Annotated in this window: 22 protein-coding genes and 1 tRNA gene; 12 read left to right on the top strand and 11 right to left on the bottom strand. The window is 64.4% G+C overall.

Annotated elements, in window-relative coordinates; all coding sequences use genetic code 11:
* Positions 1–31 precede the first annotated feature (31 nt).
* The 8 genes from VB672_RS22240 (at position 32) to VB672_RS22205 (ending at position 7,283) form a co-directional block, all read left to right on the top strand.
* Positions 32–1,273, top strand: a complete 1,242-nt coding sequence (locus VB672_RS22240; protein WP_442932163.1) for a glutamate-5-semialdehyde dehydrogenase — start codon at positions 32–34, stop codon at positions 1,271–1,273.
* A gap of 68 nt (positions 1,274–1,341) precedes the next feature.
* Complete coding sequence (locus tag VB672_RS22235) at positions 1,342–1,926, top strand: nicotinate-nucleotide adenylyltransferase (RefSeq protein ID WP_442932161.1); 585 nt, start codon at positions 1,342–1,344, stop codon at positions 1,924–1,926.
* 149 nt (positions 1,927–2,075) lie between these two features.
* Complete coding sequence (gene rsfS, locus VB672_RS22230; protein ID WP_262271441.1) at positions 2,076–2,405, top strand: ribosome silencing factor; 330 nt, start codon at positions 2,076–2,078, stop codon at positions 2,403–2,405.
* A 15-nt stretch (positions 2,406–2,420) separates the two neighbouring features.
* Complete coding sequence (gene rlmH / locus VB672_RS22225) at positions 2,421–2,915, top strand: 23S rRNA (pseudouridine(1915)-N(3))-methyltransferase RlmH (RefSeq protein WP_329786379.1); 495 nt, start codon at positions 2,421–2,423, stop codon at positions 2,913–2,915.
* Between the two features lie 3 nt (positions 2,916–2,918).
* Positions 2,919–4,271, top strand: a complete 1,353-nt coding sequence (locus VB672_RS22220) for a murein hydrolase activator EnvC family protein (RefSeq protein ID WP_329786378.1) — start codon at positions 2,919–2,921, stop codon at positions 4,269–4,271.
* The gene (locus VB672_RS22215) at positions 4,271–5,587 is read left to right on the top strand and encodes a S41 family peptidase (protein ID WP_329786377.1); all 1,317 of its coding nucleotides are present in this window, start codon (positions 4,271–4,273) and stop codon (positions 5,585–5,587) included. Before VB672_RS22220 ends, VB672_RS22215 begins: the two co-directional genes overlap by 1 nt.
* 218 nt (positions 5,588–5,805) lie before the next feature.
* Positions 5,806–6,354, top strand: a complete 549-nt coding sequence (locus tag VB672_RS22210) for an RNA pyrophosphohydrolase (protein WP_329786376.1) — start codon at positions 5,806–5,808, stop codon at positions 6,352–6,354.
* Between the two features lie 224 nt (positions 6,355–6,578).
* Positions 6,579–7,283: a DUF1236 domain-containing protein gene (locus VB672_RS22205; protein ID WP_329786375.1), complete on the top strand. Its 705-nt coding sequence runs from the start codon at positions 6,579–6,581 to the stop codon at positions 7,281–7,283.
* Between the two features lie 188 nt (positions 7,284–7,471).
* Here the strand turns inward: VB672_RS22205 and VB672_RS22200 are convergent, their stop codons facing one another.
* Together VB672_RS22200 and VB672_RS22195 are read right to left on the bottom strand one after the other, a co-directional pair.
* Positions 7,472–7,666, bottom strand: coding sequence for a hypothetical protein (locus VB672_RS22200; protein WP_329786374.1), 195 nt, complete (start codon positions 7,664–7,666; stop codon positions 7,472–7,474).
* Between the two features lie 309 nt (positions 7,667–7,975).
* Positions 7,976–8,060, bottom strand: a tRNA-Leu gene (locus VB672_RS22195).
* Positions 8,061–8,214: 154 nt separating this feature from the next.
* Between VB672_RS22195 and VB672_RS22190 the strand changes: the two genes are divergently transcribed.
* From VB672_RS22190 to VB672_RS22180, 3 genes are read left to right on the top strand one after another with little or no spacing between them, the layout of a single operon-like run.
* The gene (locus tag VB672_RS22190; protein WP_329786373.1) at positions 8,215–8,796 is read left to right on the top strand and encodes a YqaA family protein; all 582 of its coding nucleotides are present in this window, start codon (positions 8,215–8,217) and stop codon (positions 8,794–8,796) included.
* A gap of 13 nt (positions 8,797–8,809) precedes the next feature.
* Complete coding sequence (locus tag VB672_RS22185) at positions 8,810–9,310, top strand: disulfide bond formation protein B (RefSeq protein WP_329786372.1); 501 nt, start codon at positions 8,810–8,812, stop codon at positions 9,308–9,310.
* Positions 9,311–9,368: 58 nt separating this feature from the next.
* Positions 9,369–10,451, top strand: a complete 1,083-nt coding sequence (locus tag VB672_RS22180; RefSeq protein WP_329786371.1) for a D-TA family PLP-dependent enzyme — start codon at positions 9,369–9,371, stop codon at positions 10,449–10,451.
* A gap of 52 nt (positions 10,452–10,503) precedes the next feature.
* On the opposite strand, the gene VB672_RS22175 is transcribed toward VB672_RS22180, so the two are convergent.
* Positions 10,504–11,073, bottom strand: a complete 570-nt coding sequence (locus VB672_RS22175) for an HNH endonuclease (RefSeq protein ID WP_009763234.1) — start codon at positions 11,071–11,073, stop codon at positions 10,504–10,506.
* A 182-nt stretch (positions 11,074–11,255) separates the two neighbouring features.
* Between VB672_RS22175 and VB672_RS22170 the strand changes: the two genes are divergently transcribed.
* On the top strand, positions 11,256–11,753 hold the full coding sequence (locus VB672_RS22170) for a DedA family protein (RefSeq protein ID WP_329786405.1): 498 nt from the start codon (positions 11,256–11,258) through the stop codon (positions 11,751–11,753).
* 4 nt (positions 11,754–11,757) lie between these two features.
* Here VB672_RS22170 and VB672_RS22165 read toward each other — a convergent pair whose 3' ends face one another.
* The 8 genes from VB672_RS22165 to VB672_RS22130 form a co-directional block, all read right to left on the bottom strand.
* Positions 11,758–12,639, bottom strand: coding sequence for a 3-hydroxybutyryl-CoA dehydrogenase (locus VB672_RS22165; RefSeq protein ID WP_329786370.1), 882 nt, complete (start codon positions 12,637–12,639; stop codon positions 11,758–11,760).
* Positions 12,640–12,713: 74 nt separating this feature from the next.
* Entirely contained in the window at positions 12,714–13,658 is a 945-nt protein-coding gene (locus VB672_RS22160; RefSeq protein WP_329786369.1) for an electron transfer flavoprotein subunit alpha/FixB family protein, read from the bottom strand.
* A 16-nt stretch (positions 13,659–13,674) separates the two neighbouring features.
* On the bottom strand, positions 13,675–14,424 hold the full coding sequence (locus tag VB672_RS22155) for an electron transfer flavoprotein subunit beta/FixA family protein (protein WP_329786368.1): 750 nt from the start codon (positions 14,422–14,424) through the stop codon (positions 13,675–13,677).
* A gap of 102 nt (positions 14,425–14,526) precedes the next feature.
* Positions 14,527–15,234, bottom strand: coding sequence for a rhomboid family intramembrane serine protease (locus VB672_RS22150; RefSeq protein ID WP_329786367.1), 708 nt, complete (start codon positions 15,232–15,234; stop codon positions 14,527–14,529).
* A 12-nt stretch (positions 15,235–15,246) separates the two neighbouring features.
* The gene (locus VB672_RS22145) at positions 15,247–15,822 is read right to left on the bottom strand and encodes a cob(I)yrinic acid a,c-diamide adenosyltransferase (RefSeq protein ID WP_329786366.1); all 576 of its coding nucleotides are present in this window, start codon (positions 15,820–15,822) and stop codon (positions 15,247–15,249) included.
* A 25-nt stretch (positions 15,823–15,847) separates the two neighbouring features.
* On the bottom strand, positions 15,848–16,444 hold the full coding sequence (locus tag VB672_RS22140; protein WP_329786365.1) for an acyloxyacyl hydrolase: 597 nt from the start codon (positions 16,442–16,444) through the stop codon (positions 15,848–15,850).
* Positions 16,445–16,598: 154 nt separating this feature from the next.
* Complete coding sequence (locus VB672_RS22135; RefSeq protein WP_329786364.1) at positions 16,599–16,790, bottom strand: twin transmembrane helix small protein; 192 nt, start codon at positions 16,788–16,790, stop codon at positions 16,599–16,601.
* Between the two features lie 75 nt (positions 16,791–16,865).
* Positions 16,866–19,469: a TIGR02302 family protein gene (locus tag VB672_RS22130; RefSeq protein ID WP_329786363.1), complete on the bottom strand. Its 2,604-nt coding sequence runs from the start codon at positions 19,467–19,469 to the stop codon at positions 16,866–16,868.
* Positions 19,470–19,678: the final 209 nt, after the last annotated feature.

The following is a 19,678-nucleotide window of genomic DNA, read 5'->3' as shown; positions in this document are numbered from 1 at the left end:
TTCAGTTGGAAATCCGGACGTTCCGGCCCTCATGGCCGCTCTCGGCCGTCGGGCGCGGGCTGCAGCCCGGCATGTGGCGCTGGCGAGTGCCGAGGACAAGAATGCGGCCCTGCGTGCCATGGCGGCGTCGATCCGGACCCGTGCGGATGCGATCCTGACCGCCAATGCCGAAGATCTGGCCGATGCAAGGGCAAAGGGCCAAAGCGGCGCCTTCATCGACCGTCTCATCCTGAATCCCGAGCGTCTCGAAGCCATCGCGGAAGCCGTCGAGAGCATCGCGGCCTTGCCCGATCCCGTGGGACGCGTGCTCGCCCGGTTCGAGCGTCCGAACGGCCTGACCATCGAGCGCGTGGCAACGCCACTCGGCGTCATCGGGGTGATCTTCGAGAGCCGTCCCAATGTGACGGCCGATGCAGGGGCGCTCTGCCTCAAGGCGGGCAACGCCGCGATCCTAAGGGCGGGATCCGAGAGCTTCCGAACGTCGCTGGCCATCACCGAGGCGATGGGCGAGGGCCTGCAACAGGCGGGCTTGCCGGCCGACGCCATTCGCCTGGTGCCGACGCGGGACCGGGCAGCCGTGGGCGCCATGCTCTCGGGGCTTGACGGCAATCTCGACGTGATCGTGCCCCGTGGGGGGAAAAGCCTCGTGGCAAGGGTCCAGGAGGAGGCGCGGGTGCCTGTCTTCGCGCATCTCGAAGGGCTCAACCATGTCTATGTGCATGCCAGGGCCGATCTGGAGATGGCGAAGGCCATCGTGCTGAACGCCAAGATGCGCCGCACGGGCGTGTGCGGTGCGGCCGAGACGCTGCTGGTGGATCGGGCCTGCGCCGAGACGCATCTCAAGCCCCTGGTTTCCATGCTGCTCGATGCAGGCTGCGCCGTACGCGGCGACGAGGCCGTGCAGACGGCCGATCAGCGCGTGACGCCGGCCACGGAAGAGGATTGGCATACCGAATATCTCGACGCCGTCATCTCGGCGCGGGTCGTCGACGGACTCGAGGCCGCCATTGCGCATATCGATGCCCATGGCTCCCATCACACCGACTCCATCGTTACCGACGACGAGACCGCGGCCGAGCGGTTCCTTGCGGAAGTCGATTCCGCCATCGTCCTGCACAATGCTTCGACCCAGTTCGCCGACGGCGGCGAGTTCGGCTTCGGGGCCGAGATCGGCATCGCCACGGGGCGCATGCATGCCCGGGGGCCGGTCGGCGTGGAGCAGCTGACGTCGTTCAACTACCGCATCCGCGGCTCGGGCCAGACGCGTCCGTGAGGCCCGCTGCGTCTCGCTTCCGCGTCAGGCCCTCGGGCCTGGCCCGTCTGCCGCGGGTGGCTGCGGGCATGCGGATCGGGCTTTATGGCGGATCCTTCAATCCGGCCCATGCCGGGCACCGCCACGTGAGTCTCATGGCCCTGAAGCGGCTCGGGCTCGACCGGGTCTGGTGGGTCGTCACCCCGGGCAATCCCCTGAAGGATACCGGGGAGCTGGCCACGACCGCGATGCGCGTGGAGGAGGCTCGCCAAGTCTCCGACCATCCCCGCATCGATGTGACCGCCTTCGAGGAAGAGATCGGGGCCCGCTACACGGTCGATACCCTGGCTTATCTCAAGCGACGTTATCCGGGGGTCCGCTTCGTCTGGATCATGGGCGCCGACAATCTGGCGAGCTTCCATCGCTGGCGGGGCTGGCGGCGCATTGCCCGCATGATGCCCATGGCCGTGATCGACCGGCCCGGCTGGACACTGAAAGCCGTCCATTCACGAAGCGCCAAGGCGCTCGCCGAAAGCCGCATCGATGAGAACGAAGCCGAGGCTCTGCCTGGGTTCGAGCCCCCGGCCTGGGTCTTCCTGCACGGACCCCGATCCCATCTGTCTTCTACCAAGCTGCGCCAAATGAGACGAACTTCCTCCACCGGGAGACGTTGAAAAATGGGGCCTTCCCGCATTATCTTAAGGGTCGGCACCATCAAGTGCCGTTGAGAAAGGGTCTGAACCTGAACCGACTATCTTCCGTCGAAGCGGACAAGAACCCGCTTCCTCCTCTCTCCGGAGCGGACGCTCCGCACGATGAGGACATCCGGGCCGTCGCCCTGGCTTCCCTCGAGGATATGAAGGCCGAAAACACGGTCGAGATCGACCTGGCCGGAAAAACCTCGCTTGCCGACACCATGATCGTGACATCGGGCCGTTCCGATCGCCATGTGGGCGCGATCGCCGACCGCGTGATCAAGGACCTCAAGGACAAGGGGTTCGGGAATGCGCGCGTCGAAGGCCTGCCCGCCTGCGATTGGGTGCTGATCGATGCCGGCGACGTGCTGATCCACGTTTTCCGTCCCGAGGTTCGTGGCTTTTACAACCTCGAGAAGATGTGGGGAGCCGACCGTCCGCAGGACCGGGTCAGCTAACACAAGGCGAGATCCGTGCGACTGAGCTTGCTGGCCGTGGGCCGTCTCAAGAGCGGCCCCGAGCGGGAGCTCGTCGAACGCTATAAGCAGCGGGTTGAAGGCATGAGCCGTGCCTTGGGCCTGGCTGGGTTCGATGTCATCGAACTGCCCGAGAGCCGGGCCCGTCGCGAGGACGACCGGCGTGCGGAAGAGGCTGCGGCCCTTCTCGAGAAGGTCGGCTCCTCCGTGCTGATCGTCTTCGACGAGCGCGGCAAGAGCCCTTCGAGCGAAGCATTCGCCCAGCGAATCAGGCAATGGCGCGACGAGGGCCGGTCCGGGGTTGCCTGCGTGATCGGCGGGCCCGACGGGCTCGATCCCAAGCTGAGGCAGCGGGCCGACCTCGTCGTCTCCTTCGGGGCGCTCACTATGCCGCACCAGATCGTGCGGGCGCTCGTGGCCGAGCAGCTCTATAGGGCCCTGACAATCCTGGCCGGACACCCTTATCATCGCGCCGGCCACGATGATTCCTGACGGATGATCCGCTTCAAGTCCCTCTTTTCCCGCAAGACGCTTGGTCTTGCCGCATGGATGCTTGCTGCCAGCCTGAGCTCCGCCGGAGCCCAGCAGCAGCCTGCTGCGCCGGCGGCACAGCCTATGCCGAACGAAACAGCCGAGGAAAAGGCGCGGCGCGAGAAGGACCTGAAGGTCCTCGAGGAGGCGATCACGGCCAATGCGGAGGCACGCAGGCGGCTCGAGGCCGAAATCACGGACATCAAGGCCGACCGAGCCAAGCTCAACTCCGCTCTGATCGACACCGCCGACCGGGTCCGCGGCACCGAGGACCGGATCCTGGGGCTTGAGCAGCGGCTCCAGACCCTGGGGGCCAGCGAAGCGGCCATTCGCCGCTCCCTGCAGAGCCGCCGCGGCGTCATCATCGAAGTCTTTGCGGCCCTCCAGCGCATGGGCCGCCGTCCGCCGCCCGCCGTGCTGGTGAGGCCGGAGGATATGCTCGAGGCCGTCCGAGCCTCGATCATGCTGGGGGCTGTCCTGCCGGAATTGCGCCAGGAAGCGGAGATCCTGGCCACGGATCTCGCCGAGCTCGTGCGCCTCAAGGAGGCCATTGCCACGGATCGCACGACCCTCAACGGGGAGCTGACGGCCCTCAATCGGGAGCAGGAGCGGCTCGCTGCCCTCATGGAGGCCCGGCAGAGTCGCATTGCCGAGGTCGAGCGCAACGTGGGCGCCGAACGGCAGAAGGCGGAGGAACTCGCCCGCCGGGCAGGGACCCTGAAGGAACTGGTCGACCGCATGGAAGCGGAGATTGCCGGGGCCCAAAGGGCTGCCGAGGAGGCTCGCAAGGCCGCCGAGGCGCAGGAGCGCGAAACCCGGGAGAAATTCGCCCAGCTGGCGTTCCGGGATCCGGCCCGGCTCGCCCCGAAAATCCCGTTTTCCGAGGCTCGCGGGCTGCTGCCTCGGCCGGTCAGCGGCGAGACGATCCTGAGCTTCGGGGCTCCGGACGGCTATGGCGGAACGACGCGTGGCATTTCGATCACGACACGGCCCAAGGCGAGTGTGGTATCACCCGCGGACGGGTGGGTCTCCTTTGCCGGTCCCTTCCGGTCCTACGGTCGACTCTTGATCATCAATGCCGGTGGGGGATACTATGTTCTTCTGGCCGGTATGGACCACATCAACGTCGATGTCGGGCAGTTCGTGCTCGCAGGCGAACCCGTTGCGACCATGGGGGAGGCTCCTCTCATGAGTTTGATCGGCGCCGCCATAGAAAAGAACAATCCCGTCCTCTATGTTGAGTTCAGGAAAGACGGCGGTTCAATTGATCCAGGTCCCTGGTGGGCAAAATCGCAAAGCGAAAAGGTTCGCGGATAATGCGCAAACTATCTCTTTTGATTCTCGGTGCGGCCATCGGCGCAGGCAGTGCGACCATGGTGTCGCAGACCAGCCTCCTGTCGGGCATGAGCGCGGTTGCCGCCTCGGCCGACACGTACCGCCAGCTGAGCCTTTTTGGCGACGTCTTCGAGAAGGTCCGTACGGACTATGTCGAGAAGCCGGAAGAGTCGAAGCTCGTTGAATCGGCCATCAACGGCATGCTGACCTCGCTCGATCCGCATTCGAGCTACATGGACGCCAAGAGCTTCCGCGACATGCAGGTGCAGACCCGCGGCGAGTTCGGCGGCCTCGGCATTGAGGTCACCATGGAGGAGGGGCTCGTCAAGGTGGTGACGCCGATCGACGAGACACCGGCCTCCAGGGCCGGCATCCTGGCCAACGACATCATCACCCACATCAACGACGAGCCCGTTCAGGGCCTTAACCTGAACCAGGCCGTCGACAAGATGCGCGGTCCGGTCAATTCCTCGGTCACCCTCAAGATCCAGCGCAAGGAAGCGAAGGATCCGGTGGTGGTGAAGCTGACCCGCGAAACCATCAAGGTTCGTCCGGTGCGTGCCCGCGTCGAGGGTGACATCGGAGTTCTGCGCGTGACCCAGTTCAACGAGCAGACCTTCGAAGGCCTGCGGTCCGGCATCGAGAAGCTCACGAGCGATATCGGCGCCGACAAGGTGGCGGGCTTCGTCATCGACCTGCGCAACAACCCGGGCGGCCTGCTCGACCAGGCGATCATGGTGTCGGACGCCTTCCTCGACCGCGGCGAGATCGTCTCGACCCGCAGCCGGAATGCCGAGGATACGCAGCGCTTCAGCGCCAAGGTCGGCGATCTGGCCAAGGGCAAGCCGCTGGTGGTGCTGGTGAACGGCGGCTCGGCCTCGGCTTCCGAGATCGTGGCGGGCGCCCTGCAGGACCACAAGCGTGCGACGGTTCTCGGAACCCGCTCCTTCGGCAAGGGCTCCGTGCAGACCATCATCCCGCTCGGCGGCAATGGAGCCGTGCGCCTGACGACGGCGCGCTACTTCACCCCGGCCGGCCGCTCGATCCAAGCCAAGGGCATCGACCCTGACATCGAGGTGTTGCAGGACATCCCCGAGGAACTGAAGGGCAAGGACGAGACCAAGGGCGAGGCCGGTCTGCGCGGCCATCTGCAGAACGGTGGCGACAAGGAAGAGCGCGGCGGATCCTCCGCTTACATCCCGCCGGATCCGGCCAAGGACAAGCAGCTCCTCGCGGCCTACGATCTGCTGCATGGCGTTCGCAAGGGTGCCGCCAACACGACAACGACGCCCAACTGATCGGCGCTCGTTCGCCAAGCTATAATGCTGCATGTGGGCCTGACGGGAGATCCCGTCAGGCTCTTTTTCCATCTATGCGTCTACAACCCTCCTGAAAGGCTTGTACAAGGCTGAGGGAAGCGGCACTCTCTTTGCCAGTTTTGGAACCATGCGTCAGCGCCGGCACTATGCAAGAACCGGCCACAGCGGGTTTCAGCCATTGAGGGAGTGAGTGTCGGATGAGGAGCGCAAGAGGATCACAGGCCAGAAAGGATCTGCCCTACCGCTCCTGTGTCGGCGTCATGCTGATCAACAAAGACGGATTGGTCTTCATCGGGCGGCGACGGTCCGAAGGCGATGCGGCGGCCGATGGCTATTCCTGGCAAATGCCGCAGGGCGGCATCGATCCGGGCGAGGAGCCTTACGAAGCCGCCTTGCGCGAGCTTTATGAGGAAACCAGCGTTCGTTCCGTGAGCCTTTTGGACGAGGCTCCGGAATGGTACGCCTATGATCTCCCGTCCATGGTTGCGGGGCGCGCTTGGCGCGGGCGCTATCGCGGGCAGAACCAGAAGTGGTTCGCGTTCCGCTTTGAAGGCGACGAGAGCGAGATCAACATCCATCAGCCCGGCGGTGGGGGCCACAGGCCTGAATTCGATGAATGGCGCTGGGAGGACATGCATCGGCTCCCTGACCTCATCATCCCGTTCAAGCGGCCGGTTTACGAGAAAGTCGTTGCTGCCTTCTCGCCGCTCTCGTTCCGGAATCTTCAGCCCTCCGATCACCCCTGATCCTGACCGAGCTGCTCTGCTCGTATCATAGCTTAAGCGGCAACGGACGATGTCTATAATAGGGGCTGATCAGGTCAGCGTAGCAGCGCAGAACGTTCATGAAGATGAACGGGAGCTGTACGTTTCTTAACCCCAAAGAGAAGGGCGGAACCCTGCCGAAAACATCTCGTTGATACGCATTGCAGAGAGCTCGTTCGAGCACTCTATTCATGGGAGATCTTGCGATGCGTACAACTTTGATGGCAACGGTTGCAGCGGCTGCCCTGTCCCTGAGCGTAGCCGCGATGGCTCAGACGAGCGGCGGTTCGGGCGGCAGCTCCGGCGGTGCTGCGGGCGGCGCTTCCGGCGGGACTTCGGGTGGTTCGACGATCACGACTCCCGGCGGCTCGTCCGGATCCGGTGGCGGCGCCGGTGGGGCTGCATCCGGCACGTCGGGCGGAACGACCTCGGGCTCCGCTTCCAGCGGCACGAGTGCTCCTTCCGGCAGCGCCGGCAGCTCGACCGACAGTGCGACGTCCGGCACGTCGGGCGGAACACGCGGTAATGCATCCGGCACAGCCTCCGGCGGAACGAGCGGCACCACGAGCACGACCGGCAACACGGCCGGTCAGACGGGAGGAGCCGCCAACACGACCGGCAGCACCACGTCGTCCAGCTCTACGAGTGTCAACGTGACGTCGGAGCAGCGCACGCAGATCACCGAATCCTTCCGCAGCGTGAATGTTCAGCCGCTCACCAATGTGACCTTCAGCGTCAATGTCGGCTCGACCATTCCGACGTCTGTGACGACTCTGTACGACTGCCCGGACAACGTGGAGCGTATCCTGACCGGTCTGCCGGAATGTAAGTACGTGGTCGTGCGCGATCAGATCGTGATCGTCGAGCCGAGCTCCCGCCGGATCGTCACGGTGATCGAGCGTCGAGGCTGATCGAGCTCATTCTTCACGAGCGTATTCGAAGACTTGGCGCCCGCAGCCGATCGGCTGCGGGCGCTCTCGTCAGGCACCGTGACAGATGGTTTTGGCGAAGCCTCTGGCATTGTCGCCACGATCACATGCGGCAAAGCACGAAAACTACGCTGGAAGAGGGGCGGTTCATGCAATGTCTGGACTATGCCTTATGCGGCATAGGGAAAGATGCAGGTCTCGGTCCCGAGGGTCTTCTGCTTGCGATGCTCTGCCAGCAATTCCAAAGCCACCTGGGCATACAGGCGGAACTCGTCTTTGACGACATCAGGTTCGCGCTCCCAGACCTGAGCATTGTCTTCGGCAGTGTAGAGCGCACGGGCAACGAATTCGATTTCGGCTTCCATCACAAGCCCCTCCTTACGGCTTTGAAGGTAATTAATGATGCGCGCCGAAAATCCCCCATGGCGCATGTTTGCGCCGCCCCGATCAGAAATCCGCATCTCTCTTCGGCCGCGGCCATTTGTTCCAAAGAGAATGTCATTCGCAAGATGGCAGATGAGGTAGCCCGAAAGCGTTAGGACGTCATGCTTTCTGGGCGAAGGCACGCGATTATCGCCAAGCGGCCGCCAGGACGAGGTGATGTCGCAATGGTCGTTTGCTTGAAGACGGGTTCGGGCTCCGAACTCTGTCCCGCCGTACCATCTGAAAGGTGATGGTGCCCCTGGCCGGGATCGAACCAGCACTCCTTGCGGAACTCGATTTTGAGTCGAGCGCGTCTACCAATTCCGCCACAGGGGCAAGGACCCGGGACGTACCATGGGCGGCGAAGGTTGGTCAATGCGGGAGATGTGAAGGGAAGCCGCAAGGGTGACCTCTCGCAATTCCGGGCGCCTTGTGCTCAAAGGGGCGCGGGGCAAAGCCCCCGATCCGGATCTGAACCTATCGGAACCCCATGCTCAGACGCCTCTACGACTGGACCCTGTCCCTCGCGGCCCGACCTTCGGCTCCTTACGCGCTGGCTCTGGTGTCCTTCTCGGAAAGCTCGTTCTTTCCGGTGCCGCCGGACGTGATGCTCGTGCCGATGATGCTGGCACGGCCCGACAAGGCCTGGACCTATGCGCTGATCTGCACCGTGGCCTCCGTCCTGGGCGGCATTCTGGGATACTTCATCGGACTGGGGCTCTACGATTCCATCGGCGCCTGGCTATTCCAGCTCTACGGGCTAGCCGAAGGAGCCGAGACGTTCCGGCACGCCTATTCCGAATACGGCCATTGGGTGATCCTGCTCAAGGGCCTGACCCCGATTCCCTACAAGCTCGTGACCATCACCTCGGGCTTTGCAGGCTATCATCTCGGCTGGTTTATCGTGCTCTCGATTCTGACCCGGGGGGCCCGCTTCTTTCTCATCGCTCTGCTGATGAGCAAGTTCGGGCCAAGGATCAAATCGATCATCGATAACAACTTCAATCTGGTGGCGGCTCTGGCCATCGCGGCCTTCGTTGGCGGCTTCGTGGCCTTCCGATACCTGTTCTAGACGGGAGAGTTCGATGCAGATCAGCCTCACCATGCGGCAGGCCGCCCTGGCCGTGGCCCTGGGGGCCGCGGCCACCGTCGGTGGGGCACTCGTCTTCGAGCATGTCTTCGGCTATGTGCCGTGCAAGCTCTGCCTGATCCAGCGCAATCCCTATTATATCGGCATCCCGCTCGGCCTCCTGGCCGCGCTCCTGCCGGCGCGCTACGCTCGCCCGGGCTTATGGCTTCTGGCGCTGGTTTTCCTCGTCAGCGCGGGGCTCGGAGCCTATCATTCCGGCGTGGAGTGGGGCTTCTTCGCCGGACCGAGCGATTGCGGCGGCGGATCGGGCGCGGGGGCAGGCAATGTGGGGGATTTCCTGAACCAACTGCAGAGCACCCGCGTGGTCAGCTGCACGGAGGCGGCCTGGCGCTTCCTCGGCCTGTCGCTCGCGGGATGGAACGTGCTGATCTCGCTGGCCCTGGCCGCCTTTGCGGCCAGCGCCGCGGCCCGCAAGGGGCTTTACCTCGGCCGGTGACCTTGCGCCGAGGGCCGTGACCCCGCTAGCCTTGTTCGGAATAGGCTCGGGACGTTTCATGAGTATCCAGTCTCTCAAGGACGAGGTCGCGCGGCAGTTCGGGACCCCCGCCGTGGTGATCGATCTCGACGTGGTCGAGCGCAACATCGCCCGGGTGCAGGGCCTGTGCGATGCGGCCGGCATCGCCAATCGCCCGCATATCAAGACTCACAAGAGCCCGGTCATCGCCGCAATGCAGCGCGATGCGGGGGCCCGCGGCATCACCTGCCAGAAGCTCGGCGAAGCCGAAATCATGGCGGAGAACGGCCATGACGACATTCTCATCGCCTACAACATCCTGGGCGAGGAGAAGCTGACCCGTCTCGGCCGGTTGCTGTCGCGGGCGAAGGTCACCGTGGCGGCCGACAATCCGGTCGTCGTCGCCGGCCTGCCGCAGGCCGCCGCCATTGCAGGACGCGACCTCGATGTGGTGGTGGAATGCGATACCGGCCGCAGGCGGGCCGGGGTCGAGACCGTGGCGGAGGCCGTGGCGCTGGCCCGGGAGATCGCATCCCGCCCGGGGCTCTCGTTTGCAGGTTTCATGCTTTATCCGCCGGAGAACGCGGTCGCAGAGACGCAGGCCTTCCTCGATGCTGCCAATGCCGGCGTCCGGGAACTCGGACTTGAGCCGCGGATCGTCTCGTCGGGGGGCACGCCCAATCTGGTCCATCTCGGCAAGATCAGGGGTGTAACCGAGCACCGGGCCGGAACCTCAGTGTTCAACGACCGCATGATGCTGGCGGCCGGCGTCGCGCAGCTGGAGGATTGTGCGCTCACGGTCTACGCGACGGTGGTCAGTCGCGCCGGCCCCGAGCGGGGGATTCTCGATTCCGGTTCGAAGACCTTGACGTACGACACCGGCGGCCTTGAGGGGCACGGCCTCATCCTCGAGCATCCGCAGGCCAAGATCGCACGCTTTGCCGAGGAGCACGGATTTCTCGATCTGTCCGCCTGCAACGATCGTCCCGATATCGGCGATGTGGTGCGCATCGTGCCGAACCACGTTTGCGTGGTGGTGAACATGGTGGATCGATTGGTCGCCGTTCGGGGGGATACCATCGTCGGCGAATTGCCCGTCGCGGCCCGGGGACGTCTGACTTGACCGGGTTGCCCATCGGCAAGGGGCTGGCCAGGGACAGAGCCGGGGAAGGGCTTTAAGGCTCCAGTTCGCTGTCCCAGTAGAGATAGTCCATCCAGCTGTCGTGGAGATAGTTGGGCGGGAAGAGGCGGCCGTTGGAATGAAGGTCGTGGACGGTCGGGGCGAAGGGGCTCTGCCGGGGCCACATTTCCACCTCGCGGGGCAGCTTGTCCCCCTTCTTGAGGTTGCAGGGCGCGCAGGCGGCGACGACGTTTTCCCAAGTGGTTTGCCCGCCCTTGGACCGGGGAATCACATGATCGAAGGTGAGGTCTTCGCGGTCTCCGCAATATTGGCAGCTGAAGCGGTCGCGCAGGAAGACGTTGAAGCGGGTGAAGGCCGGGTGACGTGAGGGTTTGACGTAGGTTTTCAGGGATATGACCGAGGGAAGGCGGATCTCGAAGGTCGGACTTCGCACGACCTTGTCATATTCCGAGACGATGTTGACCCTGTCCAGGAACACCGCCTTGATCGCATCCTGCCAACACCAGATGGACAAGGGGTAATAGCTCAATGGCCGGTAATCGGCATTGAGAACGAGGGCCGGGCAGGCCTCCGGTCGCACAACAGGTTGGACGTGTATCGTCACCTCACCTCCTCTTCAGGTAAGAGAAGAGTCGTATCCCGTCCCAGTAGACTATAGGCAGCATGACACTGTTGTGAAGATCCAGGGCCAGACGTTTGTGACGCACCCACAGGAAGTGCAATGTGGACACGTCACGGCCGACTTCCAGCGACTTGGGTGTTTCGATGAACCTTCTTCAGCAAGGCTTGGCCTGGATCGAACCGGCTATTGTGACCTATGGCGTCTGGGCTCTTCTCGTCGTTCTTTACTTCGAGTCGCTCGGGGCTCCCTTGCCCGGGGAGAGCGCCCTGATCGCGGCGTCACTCCTGGCCACCCGGGGCGATCTCGCGATCGGTCACGTCTTTCTGGCCGCCTGGATCGGGGCGGTCCTCGGCGACAGCACCGGCTACCTGATCGGCCGGTTCGGGGGGCGGCCGCTTCTGAACAGGTTCGGATCGGTGGTGAAGCTCACGCCAGAGCGCCTGTCCAAGCTCGAGAGAACAGCGAAAACCAAGGGATTCTTCATGGTTCTCACGGCGCGTTTCGTCGTCGTGCTGCGCCAGCTCAATGGTCTCATCGCCGGCTCGACCGGGATGCCCTGGCCCCATTTCGTCGTGGCGAACGCCCTGGGGGCCATGCTCTGGGCCGGGCTGTGGAGCTTCGGGCCCTATTTCTTTACGGACGCGTTCAAGGGGCCGATGTGAGCCGTCAGCGGGTCGGAACCGGCTTCTCGCCGCGGTAATCGTAGAAGCCGCGCTTCGTCTTCCGTCCGAGCCAGCCGGCCTCCACGTATTTCACGAGAAGGGGGCAGGGGCGGTACTTGGAATCGGCCAAGCCTTCGTGCAGGACCTGCATGATCGAGAGGCATGTATCGAGGCCGATGAAATCGGCGAGCTGGAGCGGGCCCATCGGGTGGTTGGCGCCGAGCCGCATGGCCGTATCGATGGCCTCCACGGAGCCCACGCCCTCGTAGAGGGTGTAGATCGCCTCGTTGATCATGGGCAGCAGGATGCGGTTGACGATGAAGGCCGGGAAATCCTCGGAGACCGTCGAGGTCTTGCCGAGCCGGCCGATGAATTCCTTGGCGGATTCGTAGGTCGGGTCCTCGGTGGCGATGCCGCGGATCAGCTCGACGAGCTGCATCACCGGTACCGGGTTCATGAAGTGGATGCCGATGAACCGCTCCGGCCGGTCGGTGGAGGCGGCGAGGCGCGTGATCGAAATCGACGAGGTGTTGGTGGCAAGCATCGCGTCGGGGCGCAGCGACGGGCTGAGATTGGTGAAGATCTTGCGCTTCACCTCCTCGTTCTCGGTCGCGGCCTCGATGACGAGGTCGCAGGCGGACAGATCGTCATAGGTGCGCGCCGCCTTGATCCGCTCGAGCGCCGCCTGCCGATCGGCATCGGAGATGGCGCCCTTGGCGACCTGACGCGCCATGTTGCCGTTGATCGTGGCCAAGCCGGCATTGATCCGATCTTCCGAGAGATCGTTGAGCCGGACGCTAAATCCCGCGAGCGAGCAGACATGGGCAATGCCGCTGCCCATCTGTCCGGCGCCCACAACGCCAACCGTTTTGATCTCAATGCCCATCTGATCTGCCGCCTGCCTTCAATCGTCGAAAGCGGCCGGGCGGAGACCCGCCCGGTCCGTCACTATTCCTGACCTTATTGACCGGCTTTGGTCAACTCCTCCTTCAGTTCCGGAAGGATCTGGAAGAGATCGCCGACGAGGCCGTAATCCGCCACCTGGAAGATCGGAGCCTCCTCGTCCTTGTTGATCGCCACGATCACCTTGGAGTCCTTCATGCCGGCCAGGTGCTGAATGGCGCCTGAAATGCCCACCGCGATGTAGAGGTCGGGAGCGACGACCTTGCCGGTCTGGCCCACCTGCCAGTCGTTGGGGGCATAGCCCGCATCCACCGCGGCCCGCGACGCGCCCATGGCGGCGCCGAGCGTGTCGGCGATCGGCTCGATGTACTGCTTGAAAGCGTCCGCCGAACCGAGCGAGCGTCCGCCCGAGATGATGATCCGGGCCGAGGTCAGCTCGGGCCGATCGTTCTGGGCGATCTCCTCGCCCTTGAAGCTCGACACCCCCGGATCGTCGGCAGGGCCGACAGTCTCGACTTGGGCAGAGCCGCCTTCGCCAGCCGCCGGGAAGGCGGCGGTGCGCACGGTGATCACCTTCTTGGGGTCGGTCGCCTGCACGGTCTGGATCGCGTTGCCGGCATAGATCGGCCGCTCGAAGGTGTCTGGCGACACCACCTTGGTGATGTCGGAGACCTGCATGACGTCGAGCAGCGCCGCCACGCGGGGCATGATGTTCTTGCCCTTGCTGGTGGCGGGCGCCATCAGGGCATCATAGGAACCGGCGAGCGACACGATGAGCGCCGCGGTCGGCTCCGCGAGCTGGTGCTCGTAAGCCGAAGCGTCGGCCAGCAGCACCTTCTCGACGCCCTCGAGCCTGGTGGCAGCGTCTGCGGCGGCGCGGGCGTTGGAGCCGGCGACCAGTACATGGACGGGAGCGCCTAGGGCTTTGGCAGCGGAGAGCGCCTTGTGGGTGGCGTCCTTCAGGTGAGCGTTGTCGTGCTCGGCAATCAGCAAGGTGGTCATTGTTCTAAAGTCCTTCTCAGAGCACGCCGGCTTCGACTTTGAGCTTCTGGACGAGTTCGGCCACCGAGCCGACCTTCACGCCCGCCTTGCGGCCGCCGGGCTCGGCGGTCTTGATCACCTTCAGGCGCGGGGACACGTCCACGCCGAGCGTCTCAGGGCTCGTCTCGTCGAGGGGCTTCTTCTTGGCCTTCATGATGTTGGGCAGGCTCGCATAGCGCGGCTCGTTGAGGCGCAGGTCCGTGGTGACGATGGCCGGGAGCTTCAGGCCGACCGTCTGCAGGCCACCGTCGACCTCGCGGGTCACGTCGATGGAGCCCTCGCCCACGTTGACCTTGAACGCAAACGTGCCCTGTGGCCAGCCCAGCAGGGCGGCGAGCATCTGGCCGGTCTGGTTGGAATCGTCGTCGATGGCCTGCTTGCCCATGATGACGAGATCGGGCTTCTCCTGCTCCACCACCTTGGCCAGGATCTTGGCGACGGCGAGCGGCTCGACCGCTGCATCGGTCTTGACCAGGATGCCGCGGTCGGCCCCCATGGCGAGGGCGGTGCGGATGGTCTCGCCCGCCTGCTGCGGGCCGATGGAGACGGCGACGATCTCGGTGGCTTTGCCCTGCTCCTTCAGGCGCACGGCCTCCTCGACGGCGATCTCGTCGAAGGGGTTCATGGACATCTTGATGTTGGCCAGTTCCACGCCCGACCCGTCCGGCTTCACCCGGATCTTCACGTTGTAGTCCACAACCCGCTTCACACACACAAGAAGCTTCATTCGTCTGTCCTCACCAAAGATCGGATCCGGATATGGCCGAAAACCAACCCTCCGGACATATAGGAAAAAGGCGGATGGACCGTAATGGTCGAAACCCGATTGTCAACGCGGCGCCTGCAGTTCCTGCGCCTGGACGCGGGCGAGCACGGGATCGTAGCGACGGCGCATGATGGGGATGAGAATAGCGCCGACGACGAAGCCGCCAAGATGGGCAAACCAGCCCACGCTTTCGTCCCCGCCAAGGAAAGCCGAAGCGAACTGAAGGACGAACCAGAAACCGATGGTCCAATAGGCGGGAAGGTGCAGGGGAATGCCCTTCAGGAACAGGCCCCAGATCTTCACGCGCGGATAGAGGATGAGATAGGCCGCCACCACGCCCGATACGCCGCCGGAGGCTCCGATCAGCGGGCGGTGCGGTTCCGTGGTGATGAAGGCATGGGCCAGGCTCGCAGCCGTTCCGCAGAGCAGAAAGAACAGGATGAAGCGGAGATGCCCCATGGCATCCTCCACGTTGTCGCCGAACACCCAGAGGAACAGCATGTTGCCGATGAGGTGGAACAGCGAGCCATGCAGGAAGATGTTGGTGGCCGGGGTCAGCTCGACGGGGACGAAGGGATAGCCCTCGGGGAGCACTTCCGTGCCGAACAGGACCGATGGAATGAAGCCGAGACCGCCCACCACTGCGTCCTCGCCGAGAGGCCCATAGAAGGTGAAAAGATAGGCGACGATGCAGACGCCGATCAGGAACCGCGTCGCGAGGGGTGTTTTCATGTTCTTGAGCGGAACGCCGTCATGAAGCGGCAGAAACATGAGGCCGCTCCTTCAGCGGTTCTGTCCTGGCACCCATAGCACGTCGAGCGCACCCTTGTCGTTGACGTAACGGGATGCGACGAAGAGAAAATCCGAGAGGCGGTTCAGGTATTTCACGGATTCCGGAGAGACCTTCTCGTCCGGCCTTTCCATCAGCTCGACCACATGGCGTTCCGCGCGGCGGCAGACCGTGCGGGCGAGATGAAGTGCGGCTGCGGCAGGCGTGCCGCCCGGAAGGACGAAGGAGCGCAGAACCGACAGTTCCGCATTAAGCCTGTCGATCTCTTGCTCGAGGCGGTCGACCTGTCCCTGCGTGATGCGCAGGGGCTCGTAGGGAAGGGGTTTGTCCGTCTCGACCGTCGCCAGATCGGCCCCCAGATCGAACAGGTCGTTCTGGATGCGGCCGAGCATCGCGTCGATCTCCTGACCGGACGTGTGAAGACGAACCAGGCCGATGCAGGCATTGGTTTCGTCGACCGTGCCATAAGCCTCGATGCGCAGATCGTATTTCGGCCGCCGTCCGCCGGCGGCCAATGCCGTGGTGCCCTTGTCGCCGGTGCGGGTGTAGATGCGGTTGAGGACGACCATGAAAAGCCCGAAGGTTGGGATTCAGTTAGAACGAATACCCAACCCGCGCGCCCACATTCGTCAAGCCTCTATTCTCGTCCGAGCAGGTTCCTCCATCGGACAGATGCTCGATCGTCGCCATCACGCTCCAGTTGGCGGAAAGCCGCACGCCCACCGAGCCGGATTCGCGAAACAGCGGCGAGCAGCCGATATCGCGACGGTCAGAGAGGGGATGTGACGTATCCTTGCCGTTGTGAACGGCACCGCCGAAACTGCCCTCGACGAAGATGTCCGGGGTCACATCGATCGTCCAGGAGAGACCCGCATAGGCGAAGCTCGTCCGGCCATCAACGTTCACGCTGCCGCCCACATGCGGCCTGGGAATGAAATAGCTGGTGAAAAGGTCCGAAGCGGTAAACGGCTTTGCAAAAAGAATTTCGCCGGTGAGATTGGCGGAGCCGTCGCGTCCTTCCGGGCCCCACGGATCCTGAGCGGAGAGACCAAAACGGAATTCCGACAGGAAGCTTGGTTGGATCGGGGCCTGGGAGGAACTCGTTTGCCGCTTGAAGTCGGAGCCTAGGACACCTGTCGATCCCACGAAGAGGACCAGAAGGCTCATGCCTATGGCTGGACTGATGCGCATTAAGAGATCCGTAAATCAATAAATATCTATGCCATGAGGCTATGCCGTTATGGCTAACGTTCTCTTAATACAAACCGTGGCGAGAAAGTGTCAATACGGAGATGCCCGCTCCACAATGTGGACAATGGACGCGGTTTTCCCGCGTGTCCAAACGTCAGGCAGCGCGCCACCAGATGACGCCCATGATCACGACGATCGCGAGAAACTGCAGCAGGACACGCAGTCGCATGAGATGTTGCGACCGATTGGGGCTTCCGCCGCGGAGCATGTTGATCAGGCCTAAAAGCAGAACGAAGGCGACAGCCACCACTGCAATCGGCACCAGCAAATCGGCAAAACTCGTCATTCTGATTCCATCGAAAGGTTCGGGCGACCGTGGCCCGAACCTTTCGGGGAGGCAAGAGGCCGGTGCACCCTAGAGCTAATTCCTGCGCAGCAGGCGCTCGAAGTAATCGAGCTCCTCCTGCGGCCGGCTGGGATCGCCCAGCTTGCGCCGCAATTCCTCCAAGATCCGCTGCGCGCGCTGCGCAGGAGACTGGCTGGCACTGGGCACCTCGACGCGGCCGTCGGAATAGTCCCGGTTCCGCATGGGGCGGCCCAGAGGATCGTTGTCGCGCTGACCGGCCTGCTGATTGCCCTGCGGGTTGCCCTGGCCCGGCTGATCGCCGGCCTGTTCGTTCCCCTGGCCGTCGCCCTGCTGCATCTGTTGCATCTGCTGAGCCATGCCCTGCATGCCGCGCCGCAGATTCTCGAGCGCCCTGCCTTGCGCATCGACCGCCGGACCGTCCTGGCCCTGGCCTAGGGCGCCTTCGGCGTCCCGCATGGCCTGCTCGGCTTCGCCGAGGCCCTGCTCGCCCTGCATGCCCATACCCTGCATCCGCCGCTGCAGTTCCTCCAGCTTTTCCCGCAGGGCCTGCTGCCTCTGCCTCAGGCCCAGGGGATCCTGCTCCTGGCCTCCCTGGCCATTCTCGGCCTGCTCCTGGCCTTCGCCCTGCTGGCCTTGCTGACCCTGCTGGCGCTGTCCCTGCTGCCGTTGGCCCTGACGCTGCCCCTGCTGGCGCTGTCCGTTGCGGTCGCCCTGCTGCATGCGCCGGTTCTGGCCGTCCCGGAACGTCTCGTCGCGCAGGTTCTGCTGCTCGCGCGCCATGTCCTCCAGGTCCTGCATGGCTTGGTTCATCTCGCGGCCGAGCGGGTCGGTCATGCGGCTGTTGGGCTGGGCGGTCTGCAGGTTCTCGAGGATGTTGCGCAATTGCTCGAGGAGACGCTGGGCCTCGGCCACGTCGCCGCGGCGCATGGCCTCCTCCATCTGACGCAGCATGCGGTTGAGGTCGTCCTGCGAGATCATCCGCTCTGGAGGCGTGCGCTGGTTCTGGTCCTGCGACTGCTGGTTCTGCTGCATCCGCTGGGCGAATTCCCGCAGGAACTTGTCCATGGCCTGCCGCAGCTCGTCCGTGAGCCGCCGGATCTCATCATCCGTGGCGCCCCGGTCCATGGCCTCCTTCAGGCGTTCCTGAGCGGCGCGCAATTCCCGCTCGGCGTCGGAGAGGTTGCCGTCCTCGATCTGGAGCGCCATGGCCCAGAGCCACTCGGCCACATCGAGCAGGTCCTGATCGGTCCTGGCGACGCGCAGGCGCTCCGCACTGGCCCGCAGCCCCATGAACACGCCCCATTGCGGGGTGTATTCCTCAGGCGCGATCAGCAGCGCGTCGAGGGCCACCTGCACGCGCTTGCGGTCGTCCGGGGCGAGCACGAGATTGCGCCGCTGCTCCACGAGCGCCTTGGCGAGGGGATTGGTGAAGGGCCGCTGCGGCAGGGTGAAGGTGATGGCCTCGCTCGAAGCTTCCTGGCCGGCCTCGTCCTTGGCCTTGAGCCGGATCGTCACCGGGGCTCCGGCCCAGGCATGGTTGGTGAGATCGACCGGGGACTTGGTGTCCGGGGCGTTCTCATCGTGGCTCGGGAGGGCGAGCGTGAGCTGCGGAGCAGGCACGAGAGAGCGGCCCTTGCTGTTGTCGGCCTTCTCCACGACGCCTTCGAGGGACGCGATGCCGTAATCGTCCTTGCCCTTGTAGCTCAAGGTGAAGGTGCCGCGCGCGTTCACCTCGGGCGGCATGGTGAAGGCGATTTCGGGCAGCCGATCGGGGATCGCCTCGATGGTGAGGGTCACGCTGTGGGCGAAGCCCGTTCTGACCGTCAGCTCGCTCGATCCGTCCAGCGTGTAGCGTTCCTCGCGCATGTCGGCGCGCTGATTGGCTTTGGGCGGCAGAGACGTCAGGCCCTTGCCAGGCTTGACCTCGGCGCTGCCCTCGCCGGCAATCCGGACGACGACCGTGGAATGGATCGGCGCGCGTAAGCTCTGCCCCCGCGCCAGGTCGATCATGAGCGGCGGCGAGCGGGTATAGAGGGGCGGATCGATCCATCCGTCGATGCGGAAGGACGGGGAAGCGGTTTGGGCCTGGCGCCAGTCGAAGGCCGCGGCGAGCCGCGAGCCGATCTCGGGCCCGGCGATGAATGCGCTCGTCACCAGGGCGAGAAGCCCTGCGGCGCGCACCGCATAGCGGTCGCGCCTGGCCATATCGGGCTGCGGCAGACCCACGCGCATGCGGCTGACGGCGTCCTCCGCGCGCTTGCGATGGAGCGCCCAGAGGGCCTTGGTGCCCGGATCCGTCGACCCCAGGGCCAGGGTATCGTCAAGGACGCGGGCGGGACCATGGGTGAGACCCGTTTCTCGGTCGAGCCGGTCGAGGGCGCGGGTCCGGCTGGGCATGCGCAGGCGCATGAGGGGCCAGAGCGACAGGAGAAAGGCGACCGCGAACAGGCCGAGGCCGATCGTGCGCCACAGGGGCGAGGCGTCGAGCCACAGGCCGAGCCAGGAGAGGGTCAGAAACAGAAGAACGATGGCGAAGGGCAGCCAGAGCCGGGGCCAGGCCTCCTCCCACCAGAGGGACCAGCGCGCATGGGCGACCAGACGCCCGAACCGCTGGTTCAGGTGGCTGCGCCCAGGCGTCGGGTTCGGGCCTTCGCTCATGCCAAACATCTCCCGCTGCACGACTTGTGCAGATGCCCCCTAAGGAAAAGCTAGCACGCATGCCCCGGATGACCAGCGGTCAATTGCGCGCGGAGCTTCAAGAAGAGGTGACCGGCCGACAATGCTCGAGCTTGCGCTCGGGCATCGGATCTGCAGGCGGCGAGAGCTTTCGGGATCCTTTCGATGCTCAATCCTTCGAGCGGGGCATG

It is taken from the genome of Microvirga sp. CF3016 (genome assembly GCF_036314085.1).
Lineage (GTDB): Bacteria > Pseudomonadota > Alphaproteobacteria > Rhizobiales > Beijerinckiaceae > Microvirga.
The sequence above is the reverse complement of the archived record's forward strand: the minus strand, read 5'-3'. Positions and strand labels throughout refer to the sequence as shown.